Genomic DNA, 22,658 nt, shown 5'->3' with positions numbered 1-22,658 from the left:
TAAACTTTTTCTTTATTTTTTATACTGAATTTAAATAGTAGGATACTGCTTCATTTGCCTCTCCGACAAATTTCACTTTTCCCTTATCTAACCAAATTGCTTTATCACAAGATTGTTGTATAAATTCCATCGCATGAGAAACAACTAAAACAGTAGAATGATCATCCCAAAACTGATCCATCCTTTGCTTACACTTATTCTTAAAACCCTCATCTCCCACAGACAACACCTCATCCAAAATTAAAATTTCTGGCTGTACATCTGTAGCAATAGAAAACCCCAAACGAGCCACCATACCTGAAGATAACCCCTTAACTGGAACTAAAGCATAATCCTCCAACTCCGCAAACTCCAAAATAGAACGCGCTCTCGCTTTCATTTCAGACCTAGAAAAACCCAACAATACACCATAGAGAAGTATATTGTCTATCACAGAAATTTCTGCATCAAAGCCTGCTCCTAGTTCGATTAAAGGTGCAACTTGACCCCGAACCCTCACAGTACCAGTTGTTGGCTGAAGAATCCCAGAAATTATCTTTAACAGAGTGGACTTACCAGAACCGTTCGCACCGATTATACCTATTTTTTCACCTTTTTCAACCACTAAGTCAATATTATCTAAAACTAATTTTTTAGCCGGTTGCCGATATTTACCTTCTACCACAGATAGGAGCGTTTTTTTCAAGTCATAGGAAAATTCCTCTTGAGTTCTTCTCCACAGCGAAACATTATCCAAACGTATTACTTCCATTTACAGCAAATCCATCAATTTATGTCCCCACAGATGAAAAAAGTCCATCCCCAACCTAAAATAATTGTGCCACTCAGTAAAGCACCTCTATTTACAAACTATCAGGCTCAACACCCAGTTCTCTCAATTTTTGAGCTAAAATAGCTGCTTTATTTTCTGCTTCGTCAGCACGCTGACGTTCAGATTCAGCCCTTTGATGTTCGGATTCAGCTTTTCTAATTTCTTCTAAATTAGCTTCTTCTGGTGTAGGAACTAATCTTCCTTCAACAGTAAAATATCTTAACTTATCTTCCCAAATCCCTAGGTATAAACCTAACTCCTGACTCCAATACCAGCCATTTTCTGATGCTGGAATACTTTTGTATTCACTATCTGTTAATCGCCATCCCACTAATTCTAAGGTATTTGGGGAAAACCAGAAATACTCAGGAGTGCGGAATTGATTTTGATATAACTGTTTTTTCAATCCTTTATCTACTTTGGCAGTAGAATCAGAAAGTAATTCAATTATCAGATTGGGATATTTACCATCTTCTTCCCATGTTACCCAAGACAGACGTGGACGTTTTTCCGTATCTTTGACTAGAAAAAAGTCTGGCCCCCTAAAATCTCGATTTTTTAACTGTTGACGACTATAGTAAACACTAAGATTTGCACCAATAAAAAAATCTTCTCTATCACGCCATAACCATTCTAAACAAGTTACTAATATTAATAGTTGTGTATAGTGTAAGGAGCTTTCCATTTCTGGTTCGTCGCTGAGTAGTTCAGTGCAATCTGGCATTAATGCTTCTATTTCTTGTGCGGTTAAAGCCATAGATTTTATGGGGATAAATTACTATCTTTTATTAATTATAAACTATCAGGATTTAGTCCGTGCAATTATCAAGTGATAGTCATGTTAGAGCAAATCCATAAATTGATGCCGCCACAGATGAAAACAAGTCCATCCCAAGGTTAAAATAATGATGCCACTCAGTAAAGCCCCCCAAATCAAACCTAAATCTGGTGAAGAACCTGATAAGGTAATCTGACGCAGACTTTCAATAATTGGGGATAAGGGATTTAAACCTAAAAATTGTTTTACCTGCTTGGGAACAATAGCTGCTGGATAAAATATGGGACTACTAATCCAAATTACAAATACTACTAATTCATAAAAGTAAGGTAAATCTCTAAAAAATACGTACAAAGCACTAACTAAAAACCCAACTCCTGTAGAAACTAAAATTAGTGCAAGAAAGGGAAATACTAATGCTAGGACATTGACTAGACTTTGGGAATTAATCAAAGTCATAATCGCTAGTAACGGAAACGCCCCCACTGAAAACTGAAATACATTCGCCGCAATCATTGATACTGGGAAAACACTGACTGGCAAGCGAATTTTATTTAATAATGCACCATTTCCGACTACGCTGGTTAAAGCTTGAGATGTGCAAGCCGAGAAAAAATTGATTACTAACAGTCCCGTCAGTGCTGCCAGCATATAGTTCATGATGGAGTTACCATAATAAGATGCGAAGGTAGCACCAAAAATGGCAGTATACAGCCCTGTCATGATTAAAGGGTTTAATAGTGACCAATAAACCCCCAGAAAAGAACCCCGGTAGCGAACTTTCAGAGTCCTTCCTACTAAGACGTGCAGGAGTTCAGAATAACGTTGCACTTGTAACCAATTTAAATTATCTTTCAGGGAAAGTGTCATTTTTATAGCACCATTACACACCAGAAAAAACTCATTTGGGTATTCTATACTATATAAGTCCGATTGTTTACGATTAATTTTAAGATTAGTAAAATTTCATCTATCTTTAGGTATTACTTACAAACTATCAATACTTTCGCCATTTTTTGCTTTGTTGGGTTAAGCGACAGCGCAACTCAACAAATACGTTGGGTTTCATGCTATTGCTTGGCAACGCTAACGTTCCACAACCCAACCTCCGAATCAAGGCTTTTTTCAATTTGGCGAAGGTATTGAACTATCAGGATCTATTGCCATAAAGTAATGAGTACATTTAATTATGAATAGTGATTTATCTGGCTTACGAGTTCAAGATATTGGCGAACAAGGTCTTTTAGAAAGATTACAACGCTTTTGTCCACCCGATATAATTGGTGATGATGCCGCAGTTTTAGAAACCTTACCAAATCAATCTTTGATAGTTACTACAGATATGCTCGTTGACGGTGTGCATTTTAGTGATGTTACCACCTCTCCAGAGGATGCTGGTTGGCGGGCTGCGGCGGCTAACTTATCCGATTTAGCAGCAATGGGAGCGACTCCCGTGGGCATAACTGTGGGATTAGGTTTACCGGGAGATGTAACTGTAAATTGGGTTGAGCGACTATATCAGGGCATGACAGAATGCTTGTCAAAGTATCATGTTCCCATAGTTGGTGGTGATATAGTGCGATCGCCCATTACCACTTTAGCAATTACCGCCTTAGGTCAAGCTAACCCCAATTTCATCATCCGTCGTGCCACCGCTCAAGTAGGAAATGCTATTGTCATCACAGGTATACATGGAGCCTCCCGTGCAGGCTTAGAATTACTCTTACATCCCGAAATAGCTCAAAACCTCAAAACTGAAGCCAAGGCAGCCTTAATCACCGCCCACCAGCGCCCCAAACCCCGTTTAGATGTAATCTCTATCCTCAAAGAAATTCTCATATCCCCCTGTTCCCTGCCTATGTCCGGTATGGATAGCAGCGACGGTTTAGCAGACGCAATATTACAAATTTGCCGAGCCAGTAACGTCGGTGCGGTTATAGAATCTAGTAAAATACCCTTACCATCAGCCTTTGAAGGGTGGCTCAAACCAGAAAAATCATTAAAATATGCCCTCTATGGTGGCGAAGATTTTGAATTAGTCCTGTGTTTACCACCAGAACCTGCATTAGCATTAGTGCAAAAATTAGGCACAGGTGCAGCCATAATTGGCACAATTACCCCAGGCTCAAAAGTGATTTTACACTACGAAAAAGCAGAAATCCCCGACCAAGTTCTCAGCCTCAGCCAGGGATTCCAACATTTTGGTCAGTAGGGGCGAAGCATTTGGAAGATAAATTATCGGTCATTGCCAAAAATAGTTCTCCAAATGCTTCGCCCGTACAGTGGTCAGTGGTCAGTGGTAAAGAAAAACAACGGACAAAGGACAAAGGACAACTGACAAAGGACAATTAAACCCATTTTTCAGCTACTAATTCCGCCAAATCAAGAACACGTTGGCTATAACCCCATTCATTGTCATACCATGCCATGACTTTCACCATGTCATTGCCCATAACAATAGTCAAGCTGGCATCAACAATAGAAGATTCATCTGTACCTTGATAGTCAGAAGATACAAGTTCCAATTCGCTGTAACCTAAAATGCCTTTCAATGGACCTTCAGCAGCTTCTTTCAGAGCTTGGTTAACCTCTTCGGCAATAGTGCGCTTTTCAGTTTGTACTACAAAATCCACCATGGAAACATTAGGGGTTGGTACACGCAAAGCCACACCATTTAGCTTACCCTTCAACTGAGGAAGTACCAACGCTACTGCTTTTGCTGCACCAGTAGAGGTGGGAACAATGTTAATAGCTGCTGCTCTTGCCCGACGCAAATCACGATGAGAAGCGTCTAGTAAACGCTGATCACCTGTGTAGCTGTGGGTAGTGGTCATTATGCCTTTGATGATCCCAAATTTTTCATCTAATACCTTGGCAATGGGAGCTAAACAGTTAGTTGTACAACTGGCATTACTGATAATGTTATGGATGTTGTGGTCATAATCATGATGATTGACACCAATTACAAAAGTACCATCTTCATTTTTGCCAGGAGCGGTAATCAGAACCTTTTTAGCTCCGGCATTTACGTGCCTCATTGCCCCTTCTTTGCTGGTAAAAACGCCTGTTGATTCGATAATCAGGTCAATTCCCCACTCTTTCCAGGGTAAGTTATCTGGGTTGCGATCAGATACGCACTTAACTGTATTACCATTAAGGGTTATAGAGTTATCATCAGCACTAATATCTACACCTTGCAGCTTGCCTAACATTGAGTCATATCTAAGCAAGTGAGCATTAGTTCTAGGGTCGGATGTGTCATTAATCCCGACCAGTTGAATATTGCTATTTTCTCTACCCACCCAGCAGCGGGCAAAGTTACGTCCAATGCGCCCAAAACCGTTAATTGCAACTCTAATCACAGTATCTTGCCCTCTGTATTTATGCCTATAAGTTGATATCGTTGACCCCAATCATATCGCAAAGGGGGCGGCTATTTATAACGATAAAGTCTTTGATCAACAAAAAAATACAGAATTTTATAAGAAGGAGTCAGGAGTCAGGGAGCAGGGAAAACTTCTTAACAACTGACAACTGTACGGGCGAAGCATTTGGAGAACTATTTTTAGCAATGACCGATAATTTATCTTCCAAATGCTTCGCCCCTACTGACCAATGACCAATGACCAATGACCAATGACCAATGACCAATGATGATTTCTATAAATTAAACAATAATTTCACTACCAATGTACTATTGTAGACAATTCCGACAGAGGCTTTTGGTAAGTGATGCAAATTGCTATATCTAAAGCCATCTTACTTAGTGCTAAAAAAGTCATCACAAAATGTATTTAAATTTACACAATTTTCTTTCCCGATGTAGCAGATATTTTCAGAATAATCTTATGAGCAGATTAGAAATAATTTTCGGGGGGTAATCTGGCTCAGGGGGCAAAACAAAAGTCAAAATTTACTCATTCAGCAGGGATGAATATTTTAGATGGGATAATTAGGATCTGTAAAAATCAAAATCCTGGTATGATACGCGTGTCTTATGTGATTCTGGTGTGGTGTGGTGTAAGAGGTAAATAAAATGAGTAATTCTATAGATTTTAGTGGTAGACCATTTCATTTCATCGGAATTGGTGGGATTGGAATGTCTGCTTTGGCTTATGTTCTAACCAAACGTCAATTACCAGTATCTGGTTCAGACTTGCGTCCTAACCATATTACGCACAAGTTAGAATCTCTAGGCGCTCACATTTTTAGTAAGCAAGAAGCAAACAATCTGGAGTTCTTTGTCCCTGAAGCATCGGCTGATGATTTATTGTTAACTTCACCAGAAAAGTTGTCTGCGGCAAAAACGACCTGGCCTCAAGTGATTTGTTCCACAGCTATTAATGCTAATAATTTGGAATATAAAGCGGCGCTGGCATTGGGTTGCCCAATTTGGCATCGTTCTGATGTTCTTGCGGCTTTGATTGCTGATTATTACAGTATTGCTGTGGCCGGAACCCATGGGAAAACTACTACTAGTAGTCTGATTGGTTATATGCTTTTGCAAGCTGGACTTGATCCGACGATTTTGGTCGGTGGTGAAGTTAAGGCTTGGGAAGGTAATGCCAGAATGGGGTCTAGCCGTTATTTAGTAGCGGAAGCAGATGAGTCTGATGGTTCTTTGGTGAAGCACGCTCCAGAGATTGGTATTATTACTAATATTGAATTAGATCATCCTGACCACTACGAAAGTTTAGAAGAGGTAGTTAATACGTTCCAAACCTTTGCTCAAGGTTGCAAAACTTTGGTAGGTAGTATTGATTGCGAAACAGTGCGCGAGCGCCTGAAACCAACCATTAGCTATAGTCTTTACCCAGATAAAGGTGCTGACTACACCGTTACTAATATAGATTATCGGGCTGATGGGACAACAGCTTTAGTATGGGAAAAAGGTCAAGCCTTGGGGTTACTAAACTTACAGCTATTAAGTCATCATAACCTCAGCAATTCTTTAGCAGCAGTAGCTGTGGGTAGAGTTTTGGGATTAGAATTTGGAGAAATTGCCAAAGGGATTACTACCTTTGAAGGTGCAAGACGACGGTTCGAGTTTCGAGGTGAAGCTGCTGGGGTGACTTTTATTGATGACTATGCCCATCATCCTAGTGAAATTCGTGTTACTTTAGCCGCAGCTCGTCTTCAAACTAGACCTGGACAAAGGGTAGTTGCTATCTTCCAGCCCCATCGTTATACTCGGACATTAACGTTTTTAAAAGAGTTCGCTGAGTCTTTTACCCATGCTGATTTAGTTGTGCTAACTGATATTTATAGTGCGGGTGAGTCTGATTTAGGACAAGTTAGTGGACAGGATTTAGCCACTGCAATTAGTAAATACAACCCTGAAGTGGTTTATCAGCACACTTTACCTTTAGTGAGTGAATTTTTACTGCAAACCCTCCGTCCGGGAGATTTGGCATTATTTTTAGGTGCGGGTAATTTGAATCAGGCTATTCCTGAACTTATTACCACTATGAGTGAACCGGCAATTGCCACATCTTAGGATCAGAACTGCACTCTGGCAGGGTTTGATTAGTTAACTCCAGTACCGGATTTTTCTGGTAAATAAAGAACATAAGTCAAAAATTACCAATTTAAGTAAAGATGATAACTTCCCAGGGATTTAGCAAAATCTGCAAATTTTCTGATTTGACTCCACAACTACAAACTAAAGATGATGTGGATAATAGCAAATTAATTTACTTACCAGGAACTGATTGTCCGCTCAAAACCCATACTTCCTTGTCGGCATTTACTTCTTATCGGGTTGGAGGAGAGGCTGAATGCTATGTTTCTCCCAGCGATTTAGGAGCGTTGCAAGCAAGTATTGAATACGCCAAAGAGAATGATTTAGCAGTCACAATACTAGGTGCTGGTTCTAACTTGTTGGTGAGCGATCGCGGTATCCCCGGTTTAGTCATCGCTACTCGTCATCTCCGGTCTAAAAACTTTGATCCAGCTACAGGTCAATTAACTGTATCCGCGGGAGAACCTATCCCTAGTTTAGCGTGGGACGCAGCGGCTTTGGGATGGGAAGGATTAGAATGGGCTGTGGGTATTCCTGGAACTTTGGGCGGTGCGGTGGTGATGAATGCTGGAGCGCATAATAGCTGTATCGCAGATATGTTAGTTAGCGCTCAAGTTCTTTCTCCAGATGGAACTTTGGTAACTCTCACTCCAGAAGAATTAGGCTACAGATACCGAAGTTCACTACTACAAGGTGGTAAGCGGGTTGTGACTCAAGCCACCTTCCAACTGCAACCAGGAGCAGATCCGGTGCAAGTGACAGCTAGAACTAAGGAACATAAAAAACACCGCCTCAGCACCCAACCTTACAGCTATCCTAGTTGTGGCAGTGTGTTTAGAAATCCTAAACCTTATACTGCTGGTTGGTTAATTGAACAAACCGGACTCAAAGGTTATCAATTAGGGGGAGCGCAAGTTGCCCAACTCCATGCTAATTTTATTGTCAATCGGGGAGGAGCTAAAGCCAGTGATATTTTCTGCCTCATTCGTCATATTCAACATGAGGTACAAGAACGCTGGTCAATTTGGCTAGAACCAGAAGTGAAAATGTTGGGTGAGTTTCAAGTAGTTGCTTAAAGGCAAGAGGCAAAAGGCAAAAGGCAAAAGGCAAAAGGCAAGAGGCAGGGATTTTCTCTATTACCAATTACCAATTACCAATTACCCATCACCAATTACTCATCGCATCTATAATTGAATTTGATTTGTAAGTAATCGTACGGCGGATAACCAGTTATGGCAGAAAAAGGACAGGGATTTGGCTTTGGCTTAGGCAAAATGAAAGAATTAGCGGAAGCGTTTAAAAAAGCCCAACAGGTTCAAGAAGGTGCAAAGCGTCTTCAAGAAGAATTGGAGAAAATGGAGATTCTGGGAGAATCTGGTGGTGGACTTGTTAAAGTTATTGTCAGTGGTAACCAAGAACCCAAACGGGTGGAAATTGCTCCATCTGCTTTAGAAGAAGGTGCAGAAGTGCTTTCTGATTTGGTAGCTGCGGCCATGAAAGATGCCTATCAAAAGTCTACCGAAACCATGCGGGAACGGATGGAAGATTTAACCAGTGGACTGGAATTACCTGGAATGTAGTCATTAGTTAATAGTCAGTGGTCAGTAGTATAAAACAACTGGCGACTGACACAAAAATTAAATCAAATTTAATAGAGAAACTTCAGCAGATGGAAATTCATTAAATATATTCCTATGAATGACAAACTCCAGACCGAAAAAGATCAGCTCCAGACAAGCAATAATATGGAGATAAATCAAGAAACAGAAAAGGAAGAGGTTTTATGTTCTCATTGTCAGCGGACTGCTACGAATGGGATTAAATGTAAAGGTATTTGTGTGGCTGATAATGATTATTAAGGTGTAAATAAACAAATTTTGCCAAGCCAAGTAATATGGTTAAAATAGTTTCCCGTACTTATGTAGGTCAAGCCAATGTTTATGATATTGGTGTGGAAAATGACCATAATTTTGTGATTAAAAATGGTTTTATCGCTTCTAATTGTTTTAATAAATCCCACTCGACAGCTTACGCTTATGTAACTTATCAAACATCATATTTAAAGGCAAATTACCCATTGGAATATATGGCGGCGTTGTTAACCGCGAATAGTGGGGATACAGACAAGGTGCGGAAGTATCTTGATAACTGTTCTAATATGGGGATTGTGATTGATGCACCTGATGTGAATCGTTCTGGTTTAGATTTTACCCCGGCAGGTGAGAAGATTTTATTTGGATTTTCGGCAGTGCGGAATGTGGGACAAAATGCGATCGCCTCAATTTTAGAAGCCAGGGAAGAATCAGGGGAATTAGTCCCATTTAAGTCTTTGGCGGATTTTTGCGATCGCGTTGATTTACGTGCCATGAATCGGCGTACTTTAGAATCATTAATTAACTGCGGAGCTTTTGACAAAATTCAAGCTAATCGCAACCAATTAATTCATGATTTAGAATTAGTTTATGAGTGGGCGCAATCCCGTGCTAGAGACAAAGCTAGTGGACAGGGAAATATATTTGATTTATTAGGAGGTGGATTTGCAGGTAATAATAATCAACCCCAAAAGAATGCTTATGAATCTGCACCTAAAGCTCCTCCTGTTAATGATTTACCACCTCAAGAAAAATTACGAATGGAAAAAGAATTATTAGGATTTTATCTCTCAGATCATCCTCTTAAATCTATCAGACAATCATCCTCAGTCCTTGCACCTATTAACCTGGCACAATTGGGAGAACAAAAAGATGATGCTATTCTTTGTGCAGCAGTAATGTTGAATAATGTGAAAAAGGTTGTCACCAAAAAAGGTGACTCTATGGCAATTTTGCAAGTTGAAGATTTATCTGGATCTGCGGAAGCTGTTGTTTTTCCTAAAACCTATGAGCGCATTAGTTCCGTTTTAGAAGTTGATGCCAGATTAATTATTTGGGGTAAAATAGATCGCCGTGATGATCAAGTTCAATTTATCCTAGAAGACGCAGAAACTGTCGAAACAGTAACAATGATTTTAGTGGAACTGAGTCCACAACAAGCCGGGACAATTGAAGAGCAACATCGTCTAAATACAATTCTCAAATCACAAGCTGGGGATAAGGATAAATCAAGAATACCTGTAATTGGTATTGTTCAAGCCGGAAATCACCGGGAAATTGTCCGCTTTGGGAGACAGTTTTGGGTACAAGATTCAGGAACAGCAGTGCAAGCATTACAAAACGGTAAATTCCGCGCTGATATCAAACAACTAACCAGCGGTTAAAGCTTGCGTAGCGATAATTTATGAATTACCGCTACTTGTGTTCTATTTTGTTTAATTCCTAAAGAACTAACATCTAATTAGGGCTTGCTGAATAATTAATTTTAACAATCCCTAACGAACCTCATTCAAACTCTCGATTTGCTTTGTAAACATCTCTGTAAATAAACTCATCACTGTCCGTTCTTCCCGGACTTTAATATTAGCAGTAATAGACATCCCCGACTGTAAGGATATCTTTCTCTCTTGATTGGTGAGACTTAATTGTTGTTTATCTAACTTGATTTTGGCTGGGAATCTATAAAATTGATGGTTTTGATCTGGAGGTAAAGCATCTGAACCGATATCAATTACTTTACCCTTAATATCACCAAATTCACTAAAGGGAAAGGAGTCAATTCTCACATCTACATTCATTCCTTTCCTGACAAAACCAATATCTTTATTGGTGATGAAAACTTCCGCTATTAGACTATCTTTAGGGACAATTTGCAGTAATTTTTGGGTAGAATTAGCAACAAAACCGGGATTTTTAGCTTGTAAATCAAAAACTACACCTCCCACTGGAGCGCGAAGTTCTTGATATTTAACATTTAATTGTGTTTGCGATATTTTGCTATTGACATCTGCTAAACGCTGTTCATTGTCTAAAATAATCTTCATGAATTGACTATCAATTTCCGCAATCCGTTGTTTGTTACTACCTATTTTCTCCAAAATAGTCTTATCAGAACTAGCAACTGTATTGGTTGATTGCTGTTTTCCTTTATCAATATCGAATTTTAGACGTTTTGCTTCTTCTTGTAATTGTGATATTTCCGCTTTGAGAGTTTGTACCTGTTGTTGTTGGTTAAGATATTGAAGTTTAGAAATACCACCTTCTTCAGCTAAGGTTTTAAGACTAACTAAAATCTGACTTTGAATTGCTAAACCATTTTTAGTATCTTGGAGTTTAAATTCTGTTTGAGAAAGTTGCTTTCTGGTTTTTTCAACTTCCAACTCTGCGGCTTTGGAGCGAGACGCTAATTCTGTTTTCGCAACTGCTAGTAGTTGTTGTTCATCAATTCCTGTCCCTGCTGCTCCTGGTAAATTTCTTAATTGAGAACGTAATAATTCATTTTCTGCTACTAAGGAAGCGCGACTTTTGAGCAGAAAAGCTGATTCTCCTGGTAGTTTACTGCGTAAAAATGCTATTTCAGCATCTATTCCCGTAGTCGCTCCCATTAAACGCCGATAGATATTGTTTTCTTGAATTAAAGCTACCCGAATTTTATTCAATGAATTTAATTCGGCTAGGGTCGCAATAGAATCAAAGGTTAATAATAAATCTCCTGTTTTTACCTGTTGTCCATCTTTTACATACAGTGACTTCACAACTCCATTAATAGGAGCTTGCACATCTTTAACTGTTCCTTCTGGTTTTAATTGTCCTGTGGCGGGGACTACTTGTTCAATTTTTGCTAAACAAGCCCAAATAATTCCAAAACAAGCCAATCCCATGAGAGTAATCATGATGGTTCGTGACCAAATTGGGGATTGACGGAGAACTACAGATTGCTCGAAGTTATCAAAATTGAAGTCAGGTTTTGGCTGTTTGGGAGTGGGTTTGGGCGATGTCAATACTTGTGCATCTCTATGGGATGCTCTCCCATTTCCGTTACCCTTTCCATTGCCATTTCCGTTGGTGTAATTACCATTAATTTGAGTCATAATAAGTTTAGATTTTGGATTTTAGATTGAATATTTAGTGGTGCGTAATTTTATCTTTAATCAGTTATCAGTTGAATCTTATAGAAACAACTGACAGGGTTTAGCACTGCTAAACCCCTACAACTGACAATTGACAAATTACAAGTTTACTTCCTGTTGTTGATAAAGATAGAAATAATGACCTTTAGCTGCCATAAGTTCTTGATGACTACCTTGTTCTATCATTCTACTATTATCCATGACGACGATAGTATCGGCATTACTAACAGTATTCAAACGGTGGGTAATGAAGAAGACTGTATTACCTTTAAAAGCGCGAGCTAAGTTCAGACCAATTTGCTTTTCTGTCGGATAATCTAGGGCGCTGGTGGCTTCATCTAAAACTAATATTTTAGGTCTTTGCAGGACAGAACGAGCGATCGCAATTCTCTGTCTTTGTCCACCAGAAAGGGCTGATCCTCGTTCCCCAACTCGTGTATTATAACCATTGGGCAAGGTCATAATAAATTCATGAGCAACAGCAATTTGAGCCGCTTCAATAATTTCCTCAGTTGTGGCATCAGGATTAGTTAAAGCAATATTTTCTTGAACTGTGCCATCAAATAAGAGCGTATCTTGGGGAACTACGCCAATTTGCCGCCGCAGCGAATAAAGTTCTACTTTGGAAATGTCGTAACCATCAACTAAAATTCTGCCAGATTCTGTGTCATAAAGTCTGAGCAGTAATTTCATCATTGTACTTTTTCCTGAACCACTTTGCCCGACAATGCCCACAAATTTACCTGGGGCAAATTCGACGGTGACATTGCTGAGTTGTAGTGGTCCGCTGGCAGCAAATCGGAAGGAAACGTTTTCATATTTAACAGCACCGCTAACAGCAGGAAGGGGAATATTATTCCGATCTATTTCTGCTTCTTGTGGTGTGTCCACAATATCACTTAATCTTTCTAAAGATAAACCAGTTTCTTGGAAGTTCTGCCAGATTTGTGCCAAGCGTAAAATCGGGGTAGTAACGTAACTAGAAATAATCCGAAAGGCAATTAATTCTCCTAATGTTAATTCTCCTTTCAAAACTAAATAAGCTCCCACCCATAAAACTAATAAGCTACTAAGTTTACTTAGAAACTGACTGGTTGAATTAGCTAATGTGGAAGTCAGCACAGTTTTAAAACCGGCAGCGACAAACTTAGCATATTTATTTTGCCAAGAAAACCGGGAGCGTAATTCAATATTTTGGGCTTTAACTGTTTGAATACCTGACATAACCTCAACCAAATAAGATTGAGTTTCGGCATTACGTTCAGCTTTGGTTCTTAATTGTCTACTCACTGTGGGAGCAGCGATTAATGTCACTACCACAAATAGAGGGATTGTTCCTAATCCGACGAGAGTTAGTTGCCAACTGTAGAACAGCATGACAACTATATAAACAACGGAAAACAGGGCATCTAATACTACTGTTAAAGCCGTACCCGTGAGAAACTGACGGATATTTTCTAATTCATTAATTCTGGTGGATAGTTCACCAACTGGTCTTTTATCAAAATAGCGCAGTGGTAAGCGCAGCAAGTGGTCAATAATTTGTGACCCCAAACTCATATCAATGCGGTTGGTGGTATCTACAAATAAGTAAGTCCGCAAGGTGGTTAATACTGCTTCAAAAACACCCACTGCTAATAGTAATACTCCTAAAATATTCAGGGTACTAATACTATTTTGCACAATGACTTTATCAATAATTAACTGAATAACTAGAGGATTAGCGAGGGCTGCCAGTTGGACGAAGAAGGAAGCAATAAATACTTCTATCAGCACCCGACGGTAACGCGATAAGTAAGGAACAAACCAAGATAAACCAAAGCGTTCTTTCGGTGTTTCTTTGGTTGCACTCAGTAATAAAACTCTAACTTGTGGTTGAAGATTAGCGTCATCAGTTTCTAATTCTTCTACCAATTGACTAATTTGGCAGTTGATAATACCTTGAGATGGCAAACCCAAAACTACTGTTTTTCCATCTACTGCATAGAGAACAGCAAAACTGTCACGATAGCGAATTAATGCTGGGGTAGGAATCCGATTAATGGAAACAGCAGGAACATCAACTAGCTGGGATTTAAGTCCAATTAGTTCCGATAAATAAGCGCAAACTTGAAAAGATATACTCCCTTGACGCTTAATTTGGTCGTTTAAAATCCGCCGTACTACTTCTTTCCGAAAGGGCATTTCTAAATGCTTGGATAGCATTTGAAAACAAGCCAGACTAGAATCTAATTCTCCTTGTCCCCGGAAAAATGGATAGTTTTGATTTTTTAATGGCTGGTTTGATGTGGTGGGGGGAACAAATTCTGGTTCTTGGGCGTAGGGAATTTCCGAATCTACTCTGCTATCTGATATAGTTTCTAATGTTTCTGATTCGATGGAAATACCATCAAGTAGTGATAGATCTTGAGGATTAATGCCCAATAAACGAACAGGAATGTTGCCTTTAACTTCAATTACGTCGGTTTCTAGACGAGAACCAGGTGGGAAATTGGGCAGGGAACTACGACCACTCACAAACCAAATGCGATCGCTGCTTAATTCTTGTAAAGCTGTTTTTCCTGGTGATAAATAATGAATTTTTGCTTCTAATTGAGCCTGTTGGGTAATGTCTTTGAGGTTGTGATTTACTAAGGCTTTTTGTGCTACCTGGGAACTCAAAATATCAAAGATTTCAATTAGGTGACTTTGATTTTGACGAGCTTTCGCAAAGGCTGGATTGCGGTTGATAAATTGCAAATAATCTGCGGCTTTCCAGGTTAAACAGATTACTTCTGTGGAAGCTATGGCAGTTTCACAAGGAAGCTCACGTAACCAAGAAATTTCGCCAATTGTTGCCCCTGGTTGGAGTAATTTTAATGTAATTGGTAATTGGTTTTGGGGATTATATCCCAATAGTCTGACGTTACCTTGATGAAGAATGGCGATCCTTTCTGGTAGTTGTTCTTTACCAATAATTTTTTGTCCTACACGATAACGTAAAGGCTGGAGAATTTGTGATGATAAGAGGTTGTTAATTTCCTCTTTTGATAATTGATCAAATCCTTCAATACTAGCAATGAATTCTTCAAAGTTACTCTGAATATAAGTCATATTGATTGAGTTAGTTATTTCGCTTTGTATTGGCTAAAAGGTTTATATTTGGCGATTTATACGGTCTGAATTTGAAATTTTTGTTCTGTCATTTGTGTTTGTAACCACTGATTAAATCGTTCATTTAGTAACCGTTGTCTTGTGGAACGATCTAATTGGGCTGGGAGTATTTTTTCTAATCGGACAATTACTATCACATTATTAATTTGAGTCGGTGGTGATAGTTGTTGTGGTTGACTTTTGGCAAGGATATTTACCAATGTAGGATGGAGAGATTGTAAATCTATTGGTCCGACTAAGCCATCTGTTTGCGATTCGGGACCTTGAGCATATTCCCGCGCTAATTGGGCAAAGGATTGTTCACCCTCTTGAATACGAAAGTAAATTTCTTGAGCGATCCCAATTTCTGTGGTAGTAATTAGGGAATAAATCACCCTATCTAACTGGCTTTTACGTTGGAAAAAGTAGGAGTTTAAATCCCCTCCCCAAGTTTCCTCTTTAAACTTTTCTAGCTTTAATTGTCGTACCGCCATAATTTTCAACTTTTGGAAACTTTCGCTCTGTGGTTCTAGTCCCTGATATTGTTGGGCTAATTGTTCGCAGGCTAGTTGTTCTTCTTCTGGGGTACAAACAATTTCTGCGATCGCTTGATCAATGAATATTTCTTTCATTAATAGCGGTAATAGCTGATATTCCGATAATAATGATAAAACCTCTGTGGGCTGGAAGATGCGATCGCCTAATTGTAGAACTTGATTCATATTGCTTGTGATCAGGTTTGTTGTCATTGTTAATTTCTTTTGAAAAGATAATATAACTAGATTGTCACTAAGTTATATTTTGGTTAAATTATACAATTTATTACAACTTTACTCTGGATTGGTTTCAGTGTAGTATTTAAATACTAATTATTTGCCAATTACCAAAAGTTGATTTTTTGAATTTAAGTAGGTTGGCGTTAAAAATTGTCGTTATGACAAGGGAACAGGGAAGAGGTTTTGGGTAACTTTACTTTTTGTTATATATTACTCTTCGAGAAGCCGCTCCGGGTCTACGGTTTTTTTCCGTTCACCTACTTAGTCACAGTGTTGATATTTGGATATTATCTTACCAAGTTACCATAAATTGATAAATTTGTCATATCAAACTTATTTACTAGGGAATGGGCATAATGACGAATTAGCAACCTAAATTAGATAACCAGTCACCTCGGTTATTGCGGACTCTTCATTTACTAACTAATCTTCAAAAATCAATCCAGCCTGAGAAATAATTACAACACCTAATAAGTTAATACAGGACAAAATTATATAAAGGGTAAATTTAATTTCTCTAAAAGGGTAAATATAATCACAAAAATACTGTAAGGGCAAACCCCCCGTGGTTGCCCGGAATTGTGGTTGCCCAAAATCGGAGACAAACTTAATTAACGAAATTTGCTAGGATTTAGACGGCTGGGAGCTTGGCGTGTGGTATTGGTATTACGTCTAATTTCTACTCCATTTCTCAGTTTTCCGCCTGTACCACCGTCTTTAGGATCAAGATAAGGTTTCAAATTAATGCCCTGTTTAGCAGAACTCACCTGATTTTTACCACCTAAAAGCGTTTGTCCCAGGCTATACAAGCTATCTCCATTACCTCTGTTACGATTGGTGTAGGTATTAACGGCAATAGTCTGTTGTCCACTATCAGCGGTAGTTAGGTTTTGGAATACACTATTGCGAATAGTATAGGGATCTTTACCACGGGGTACTGTCAAGACAATTCGACAATTGGGCTGAGATTCAGTGGTGACACAGATAATATTTTCGTTATTTTCTACAGCTATTTGTAATTCTTGTAATCCATCGGGGCGATATAATTCTAAACGGCTGGCGATCGTTTCACAACGTCTTTGAGCATCCCAATTCCCGCCTAAAGTTTGAGGTGCAGCCCAAGCAAAATATTGTCCAGGTTGACTTTGGGGCTGATACATGACCGTAGGTTGTCCATTATTATATTGACAACTAAACCTTTTACTACTGTCAACTGTGGTGGAAGTTGGTATGGTGGTTGATGAGCCTGATGGAACTGTAGTAGATGAACCTGATGGAACTGTAGGCACAACAACTTGAGCAAAAGCTACAGTATTACCAAAAAATAAAGAACAGCCCAGACTACTCAACAATAAAAACCGAAGTGATTGTAATGACATAAATATAACCTCTGTTAGAAACAGGTAAATAGTTGATATCTCTATTGACGGAGAATATATTTTTTTGATTCAATAACAATACCTGTTTTTTGTGTTTTTAGTATACACAGCAGAAACCGCCACAAGCTAGGAAGGATTATCAGCAGCTTACAGCGGTTTCTTGATTAGGTTGTAGTTCAATACAAAAATATAGAAGTGGACTGGACAAGCAATCAATTAAATTCGATTTAAATTACGCTTCCCTTATTTTCAATGGTTAGGCAATTTTGGCTGCGAGTTCCACACCTCCAATAACAATTTGGTGAGATTTAGGCGAAAAAACTTTGATAGGAAGCTACAAGAAAAAATTGATTGCCGGGACACTAGAGCAGGAGGCACAAACTCTAATGAAAAAGTTTGGATTTAAGGTTTGACTTTTAACCTTTTTGTACCATGCCCTTAATCTAGCACGAGTTTTTTGATTTATGTTATCTGTTTACTAAACTTGAAATTCATTAACATATTGCAACAATTCTGACTGGGCGCACGCCCTGCGCTCCTACTTTGGTGACTCCTGCTATATTAGAGGTTTTATGAGTTCTGCACCGATGGAAATTATTATTGGTTGGCTATATCCTAAGTTGATGAGTACCTACGGCGATCGCGGAAATGTGATCACTATTCAACGCCGCGCTCAATGGCGGGGGTATAATGTGATCGTATTACCCTTGGATCAAGACTCTACCGCTGAGGATATAAAATCAGTAGATGTGATTGTTGGTGGGGGCGCACAGGATCGTCAGCAAGAAATTGTCATGCGGGATTTACAAGGGGCAAAAGCGGAGGCAATGGGTGATAAAATCGAACATGGAACGCCGGGAGTTTTTACCTGTGGTTCTCCCCAATTGCTAGGAAATTATTATGAACCAGCCTTTGGACAAAGAATTGAAGGTTTGGGAATTTTAGATTTAGTTTCTATTCATCCTGGTGAAAATACGAAAAGATGTATTGGTAACTTAGTGATAGAAGTTACAGCTTCACGATTGGCACAGGAAATAGAAGCAATGACAGGGACAAAACCTTATTTAGTCGGGTTTGAAAATCACGGTGGCCGGACGACATTAGGGCAGGTGGAAGCTTTGGGGCGTGTGGTGTATGGTTTGGGGAATAATGGAGAAGATGGCACAGAAGGAGCGTTTTATCAAAATGCGATCGCTACCTATTCCCACGGGCCATTATTACCCAAAAATCCTTTCGTTGCTGATTGGTTAATTCAAACGGCGTTAAGGCTGAAATATCAACAGGAAATCAAACTGTCACCTTTAGATGATACCTTGGCAATGCAAGGACGGGAAGCAATGTTTAAACGCTTAAAAGTGAATTCACCCAGTGTAGCTGGAGTTAGTTAGAGAATTCCACAAAAAAGATGATCCAATTTTGTAGGATGGGCATCTTGCCCGTCCTTCTGTTGTTAGCGGGCAAGATGCCCGCACCACAAGAGATTTTGGGATATTTTTTTAATTGGAAGTCTCTTAGGAAAATAGGTAATGGGTAATGGGTAAAAGTTTAATCATGCAATTACCAATCACCGATTACCAATTACCAGGTTAATAAACTACATTATTTTTTTATAAAATAAGAACGATTTTCGGTAAAATGTCTGATAAGTTACTATAGAAATCCGAAATTGTTTAGTTAGTCATTATTTTAAATCTGTGCAACTTCCTTTCGACTCCGCTCAAGGTAAACCTTCTTTCCCAGAATTTGAAAATCGCTCAAGTTACCACCCCAATCAGGGTTTGCGAAAATTACTCAATCGTCTTGTCATCAAAATGCAACGGGATGAATTGATCAGACAAACGACAAATCAACTGCGAGAATCACTCCAGGTTGATCGGGTAGTCCTGTATTATTTCTATGAACAATGGCAAGGACAGGTAACATTTGAATCATTGAGTGCTGATGAATATTCAATTCTCGGTTCTACGGGAGCAAGCGATTGTTTTAACCATGAGTATGCTGCTTTGTACTTAGAAGGACGGGTTAGAGCGATCGCTGATATAGAATTAGAAGCAATTCAGGATTGTCACCGTGATTTCCTTCGCAGTATGCAAGTTCGCGCTAATTTGGTAGTACCAATTTTGATACCAAGAGGATTATGGGGACTATTAGTAGCACATCATTGTCAAAGTTCCCGTGATTGGACATTAACAGATATTGAACTAATGCAAACAGCAGCGCGAACTTTAGCCACAGACTCTAACATTTTAAAGAGTTAAAAATCAAATCCATTAATTCATCCGCGTTTATCTGCGTTCATCTGCGTTTAAATCATTTAAATTCCCAAATTTAGGACTCCACCATCCTTTAGCAGTATGAAAATAAGCCACATCTTTATGTTTCGTATCCTTCCATGAATCCTGACCAGAACACCGCAGCATAGTTTTATTTTGCCCATCTTTGAGGTAACTGTATTCCTCCAAAGGTTTCTTGCATACAGGACAGGGATATGCAGTGATTTTTGCTGAAGGTTTGGGAGCATTTTCATTTGTAGATGTTTTAGTTTTCGGTGCTTCCCACTTTTTGTGAAAATCACTCCAAAATAGCACAATGTTTTCACAGCCACTCACACATTTAAGAAAGTATTTCTTTTTAACTTTACTGCTGGGAATTTTGGCTAAACAGTTCTTACAATTAGGACAACGAGTTTTAGAAGTTTCATATTTACGCTCAACAAAATTATTATTTTTACCTGTAGTTGATGAATTAACAACCACAGTTTTAGCTTTGGAAAGTGCAGGAACAAAATAACTTTGATTCCAAGTAGTTAGGTAATGTTGCCAAGAGTTTTTTCCTTCAGAAATTGCATCTAAGGCATCTTCCATTTTAGCAGTAAATTCCGCTTCTAGTAAATCTGGTAAAGCCTTTTGTAAAAATTCATCAACTTCTAAACCCAAAGCTGTGGGTTGAAGATTATCTTTTTTTAACTCCACATAATTGCGTTTCTTTAAAGTAGCAATTGTCGGAGCATAAGTGCTAGGACGACCAATGCCTTTACGTTCCATTAATTGGACAAGTTTGGGTTCGCTATATCTGGGTGGTGGTTGGGTTTGTTTCTGATCATGTCCCGCTTTGGCTAAATTCAGTTTTTGTCCCTGTTGCAATAAGGGTAAAACTGCATCTTTGCTCAGATTCAGCCAATATTTTGCATAACCGTAAAATTCAATTACCTGCCCTCTAGCTTGCCATAAGATATTACCTGATTTCGTAATTACCAACGTTTTACGAAGTTGTGCTGGACGACATTGGGAAGCGATCGCTCTTTTCCAAATCATCACATATAGGTTAAACTCATCTTCAGGTAATTCTGCCCGTAATTGCACCGAAGGACGAAAAACATCTGTGGGACGAATGGCTTCATGTGCTTCCTGAGCCGTTTTACTACTACGCTGCTTGGCTACTTGTTGGGGGACATTCTCAGGGTCATTTTGTTCCAACCATTGACGCGCACTAGCACAAAATTCAGGACTCAACATCACTGAATCGGTTCGCATATATGTAATTAATCCTGCCTCATATAGCTTTTGTGCCACCTGCATAGTTTTGTCAGGGGAAAATTTCAACTTTGAACCGGCAGCTTGTTGGAGGGTGGAGGTGGTAAATGGTGGAGGGGGTTGACGATAAACGAGTTTCCCTTCTAAGTGAATAATTTGATGTGGATGACGTTTTGCTTCTTCAACTAATCTGTTTGCTTCTGCTTCCGAGAGAACGCGCTTAGATTCGGGTTTTTCTGGGTTGTTACTAGCTGCATCATCGTGAGTTTCCGTTTCTGGTTCTGATGTTTCTTTCTCAGTATTGTCCGTACCTTTGTAAAAAGCCCGAAATCCTTCTTGATAATCTACCCACACACTCCAATAATCTTGGGGGACAAAAGCCAGAATTTCTCTTTCGCGCTGACAAATTAGATGTAATGTGGCGCTTTGAACTCTACCTACACTTTTTGCCCCATTATTTAATGCCCAAACCAGGGGACTACCTTTGTAACCTACCAGTTTATCAAGACAATCTCGACATAATCCGGCACCGATTAAGTTAGTGTCAAGTTTTCTGGGGTGTGCGATCGCATTCCGCACTGCTGATGGTGTAATCTCAGTATAAACTACTCGTTTGGGGTCTCTTAATCCTAACGTTTCTTTAAGATGCCAAGCAATGGTTTCTCCTTCTCTGTCTGGGTCTGTAGCTAAAACAACTTCATCAACTTGTCTAACAGCCGCTTTTAATTGTTGAATTGTTTCTTTTGCCCGTTGGTCACGGGGGATATAATTACAGCGAACAGTATTACCATCCATTGTAAATCCTAGTGAATCATCACCCTCATTACTGAGTTCGCGGATATGTCCACAACTAGCGCGGACAATCCAATCTGCACCGAGAATTTGACTCAGTTTTTTGACTTTTCCGGGAGACTCAACCACTAGGAGACGTTTGGGCATGGCGCTTGTTTTTGAGATGCTTTATATAGGATAAAATAAATGGCAAGATTTTTACAATGCCAGAATCAGGATATCCAGGATTTTAGGATTTTCAGGATATGAGCGATTTTATTTTTCTTCGCACCTACTTACAATCATTCAGATAATCATCCATAATAGCTGGTAACTCCTTTGCTGAACAAGTATAAGTTAGGGATAAAAATGTAATAGCTTTCGTAATTATTTCTTTTCTATCTAGAATTTCTGATAATTGAGAACGAGTGTATTTACCATTCATTGTTTCTAGACTAGCATCAGCGATCGCATCTTCAATTACTTCTTCCTCAATTAAATTTTCCCATTCATCTTCATTTACATAATAGGATCTTTTATTTTCTTTAAGATTAATTTTTTGAATTTCCCTAATTGAATTACGAATAGAAGCCATCCAAGAATTTGTTAATCGCTGTTCTATTTTATTTTTAATCAAGTGAATCAGTAAAATCTTTAAATACGATTCTATATTTCGCAATATTGCTTGTTTACTCATTCCTTCTAATTCATCTACAATTGCTAAAGCATCTGTGTAATTTCCTTGTAAAATGCTGTTTCTGAGGTCTATTAATTCTTGAGTCATTTTCATTAACCTCCAGTATAATTTACATATTGATAATAACACATATTTTTCTGAAAAAGCACATTCAGGTAACTTTAAATTTAATGCTTAAATCTCTATGCAATAAGAGGATGTTTTAAAAGTTTTTAATGTGTAAACAGACCCCTCTCCAAACCTCTCCCCTACCAGGGG

20 protein-coding genes are annotated in these 22,658 nt (G+C 38.9%); 9 read left to right on the top strand and 11 right to left on the bottom strand.

Annotated elements, in window-relative coordinates; translation table 11 throughout:
- Positions 1-19 precede the first annotated feature (19 nt).
- The 3 genes from PN450_RS15050 to PN450_RS15040 form a co-directional block, all read right to left on the bottom strand.
- Positions 20-751, bottom strand: a complete 732-nt coding sequence (locus PN450_RS15050) for an ABC transporter ATP-binding protein (RefSeq protein ID WP_271836801.1) — start codon at positions 749-751, stop codon at positions 20-22.
- A 91-nt stretch (positions 752-842) separates the two neighbouring features.
- Positions 843-1,568, bottom strand: coding sequence for a Uma2 family endonuclease (locus PN450_RS15045; protein WP_271836800.1), 726 nt, complete (start codon positions 1,566-1,568; stop codon positions 843-845).
- An 84-nt stretch (positions 1,569-1,652) separates the two neighbouring features.
- The gene (locus tag PN450_RS15040) at positions 1,653-2,459 is read right to left on the bottom strand and encodes an ABC transporter permease (RefSeq protein WP_271836799.1); all 807 of its coding nucleotides are present in this window, start codon (positions 2,457-2,459) and stop codon (positions 1,653-1,655) included.
- A 319-nt stretch (positions 2,460-2,778) separates the two neighbouring features.
- Here PN450_RS15040 and thiL point away from each other — a divergent pair, with 319 nt between their 5' ends.
- Together thiL and PN450_RS15030 are read left to right on the top strand one after the other, a co-directional pair.
- Positions 2,779-3,801: a thiamine-phosphate kinase gene (thiL, locus tag PN450_RS15035; protein ID WP_271836798.1), complete on the top strand. Its 1,023-nt coding sequence runs from the start codon at positions 2,779-2,781 to the stop codon at positions 3,799-3,801.
- 11 nt (positions 3,802-3,812) lie between these two features.
- Positions 3,813-3,941 carry a hypothetical protein gene (locus PN450_RS15030; RefSeq protein WP_271836797.1) on the top strand — a complete coding sequence of 43 codons (129 nt, stop codon included), beginning with the start codon at positions 3,813-3,815 and terminating at the stop codon, positions 3,939-3,941.
- Here PN450_RS15030 and PN450_RS15025 read toward each other — a convergent pair.
- Both PN450_RS15025 and PN450_RS15020 read right to left on the bottom strand, forming a co-directional pair.
- Complete coding sequence (locus PN450_RS15025) at positions 3,938-4,951, bottom strand: type I glyceraldehyde-3-phosphate dehydrogenase (RefSeq protein ID WP_148765731.1); 1,014 nt, start codon at positions 4,949-4,951, stop codon at positions 3,938-3,940. The genes PN450_RS15030 and PN450_RS15025 overlap by 4 nt on opposite strands.
- A gap of 130 nt (positions 4,952-5,081) precedes the next feature.
- Positions 5,082-5,240, bottom strand: a complete 159-nt coding sequence (locus PN450_RS15020) for a hypothetical protein (protein ID WP_168204369.1) — start codon at positions 5,238-5,240, stop codon at positions 5,082-5,084.
- Between the two features lie 385 nt (positions 5,241-5,625).
- Here PN450_RS15020 and murC point away from each other — a divergent pair, with 385 nt between their 5' ends.
- From murC to PN450_RS14995, 5 genes are all read left to right on the top strand, one after another.
- Positions 5,626-7,086, top strand: coding sequence for a UDP-N-acetylmuramate--L-alanine ligase (gene murC / locus PN450_RS15015; RefSeq protein ID WP_271836796.1), 1,461 nt, complete (start codon positions 5,626-5,628; stop codon positions 7,084-7,086).
- Between the two features lie 101 nt (positions 7,087-7,187).
- Positions 7,188-8,186, top strand: a complete 999-nt coding sequence (gene murB / locus PN450_RS15010) for a UDP-N-acetylmuramate dehydrogenase (protein ID WP_271836795.1) — start codon at positions 7,188-7,190, stop codon at positions 8,184-8,186.
- A gap of 156 nt (positions 8,187-8,342) precedes the next feature.
- The gene (locus tag PN450_RS15005) at positions 8,343-8,690 is read left to right on the top strand and encodes a YbaB/EbfC family nucleoid-associated protein (protein WP_015080378.1); all 348 of its coding nucleotides are present in this window, start codon (positions 8,343-8,345) and stop codon (positions 8,688-8,690) included.
- Positions 8,691-8,804: 114 nt separating this feature from the next.
- The gene (locus tag PN450_RS15000; RefSeq protein ID WP_213718581.1) at positions 8,805-8,969 is read left to right on the top strand and encodes a hypothetical protein; all 165 of its coding nucleotides are present in this window, start codon (positions 8,805-8,807) and stop codon (positions 8,967-8,969) included.
- A gap of 35 nt (positions 8,970-9,004) precedes the next feature.
- The gene (locus tag PN450_RS14995) at positions 9,005-10,366 is read left to right on the top strand and encodes a helix-hairpin-helix domain-containing protein (protein ID WP_271836794.1); all 1,362 of its coding nucleotides are present in this window, start codon (positions 9,005-9,007) and stop codon (positions 10,364-10,366) included.
- 111 nt (positions 10,367-10,477) lie between these two features.
- On the opposite strand, the gene PN450_RS14990 is transcribed toward PN450_RS14995, so the two are convergent.
- The 4 genes from PN450_RS14990 to PN450_RS14975 all read right to left on the bottom strand — a co-directional run bounded on the left by PN450_RS14990 (position 10,478) and on the right by PN450_RS14975 (position 17,399).
- Positions 10,478-12,073: a putative HlyD family type I secretion protein gene (locus PN450_RS14990; RefSeq protein ID WP_271836793.1), complete on the bottom strand. Its 1,596-nt coding sequence runs from the start codon at positions 12,071-12,073 to the stop codon at positions 10,478-10,480.
- A 138-nt stretch (positions 12,074-12,211) separates the two neighbouring features.
- The gene (locus PN450_RS14985; protein WP_271836792.1) at positions 12,212-15,205 is read right to left on the bottom strand and encodes a peptidase domain-containing ABC transporter; all 2,994 of its coding nucleotides are present in this window, start codon (positions 15,203-15,205) and stop codon (positions 12,212-12,214) included.
- Between the two features lie 56 nt (positions 15,206-15,261).
- Positions 15,262-15,993 carry a peptidylprolyl isomerase gene (locus tag PN450_RS14980; RefSeq protein ID WP_148765723.1) on the bottom strand — a complete coding sequence of 244 codons (732 nt, stop codon included), beginning with the start codon at positions 15,991-15,993 and terminating at the stop codon, positions 15,262-15,264.
- Positions 15,994-16,631: 638 nt separating this feature from the next.
- Complete coding sequence (locus tag PN450_RS14975; protein WP_271836791.1) at positions 16,632-17,399, bottom strand: COP23 domain-containing protein; 768 nt, start codon at positions 17,397-17,399, stop codon at positions 16,632-16,634.
- Positions 17,400-17,971: 572 nt separating this feature from the next.
- Between PN450_RS14975 and PN450_RS14970 the strand changes: the two genes are divergently transcribed.
- Positions 17,972-18,787 carry a type 1 glutamine amidotransferase gene (locus PN450_RS14970; RefSeq protein ID WP_271836790.1) on the top strand — a complete coding sequence of 272 codons (816 nt, stop codon included), beginning with the start codon at positions 17,972-17,974 and terminating at the stop codon, positions 18,785-18,787.
- A gap of 306 nt (positions 18,788-19,093) precedes the next feature.
- Positions 19,094-19,657 (top strand): GAF domain-containing protein, encoded by a 564-nt coding sequence (locus PN450_RS14965; RefSeq protein WP_271836789.1) that lies wholly within the window; start codon positions 19,094-19,096, stop codon positions 19,655-19,657.
- A 27-nt stretch (positions 19,658-19,684) separates the two neighbouring features.
- Here the strand turns inward: PN450_RS14965 and topA are convergent, their stop codons facing one another.
- Together topA and PN450_RS14955 are read right to left on the bottom strand one after the other, a co-directional pair.
- The gene (gene topA, locus PN450_RS14960; RefSeq protein WP_271836788.1) at positions 19,685-21,871 is read right to left on the bottom strand and encodes a type I DNA topoisomerase; all 2,187 of its coding nucleotides are present in this window, start codon (positions 21,869-21,871) and stop codon (positions 19,685-19,687) included.
- Between the two features lie 124 nt (positions 21,872-21,995).
- Positions 21,996-22,487, bottom strand: coding sequence for a DUF29 family protein (locus PN450_RS14955; protein WP_041457586.1), 492 nt, complete (start codon positions 22,485-22,487; stop codon positions 21,996-21,998).
- Between the last annotated feature and the right edge of the window lie 171 nt (positions 22,488-22,658).

This window comes from Dolichospermum lemmermannii CS-548, from assembly GCF_028330815.1.
Lineage (GTDB): Bacteria > Cyanobacteriota > Cyanobacteriia > Cyanobacteriales > Nostocaceae > Dolichospermum > Dolichospermum lemmermannii.
This window is presented reverse-complemented; position numbering and strand designations above follow the sequence as displayed.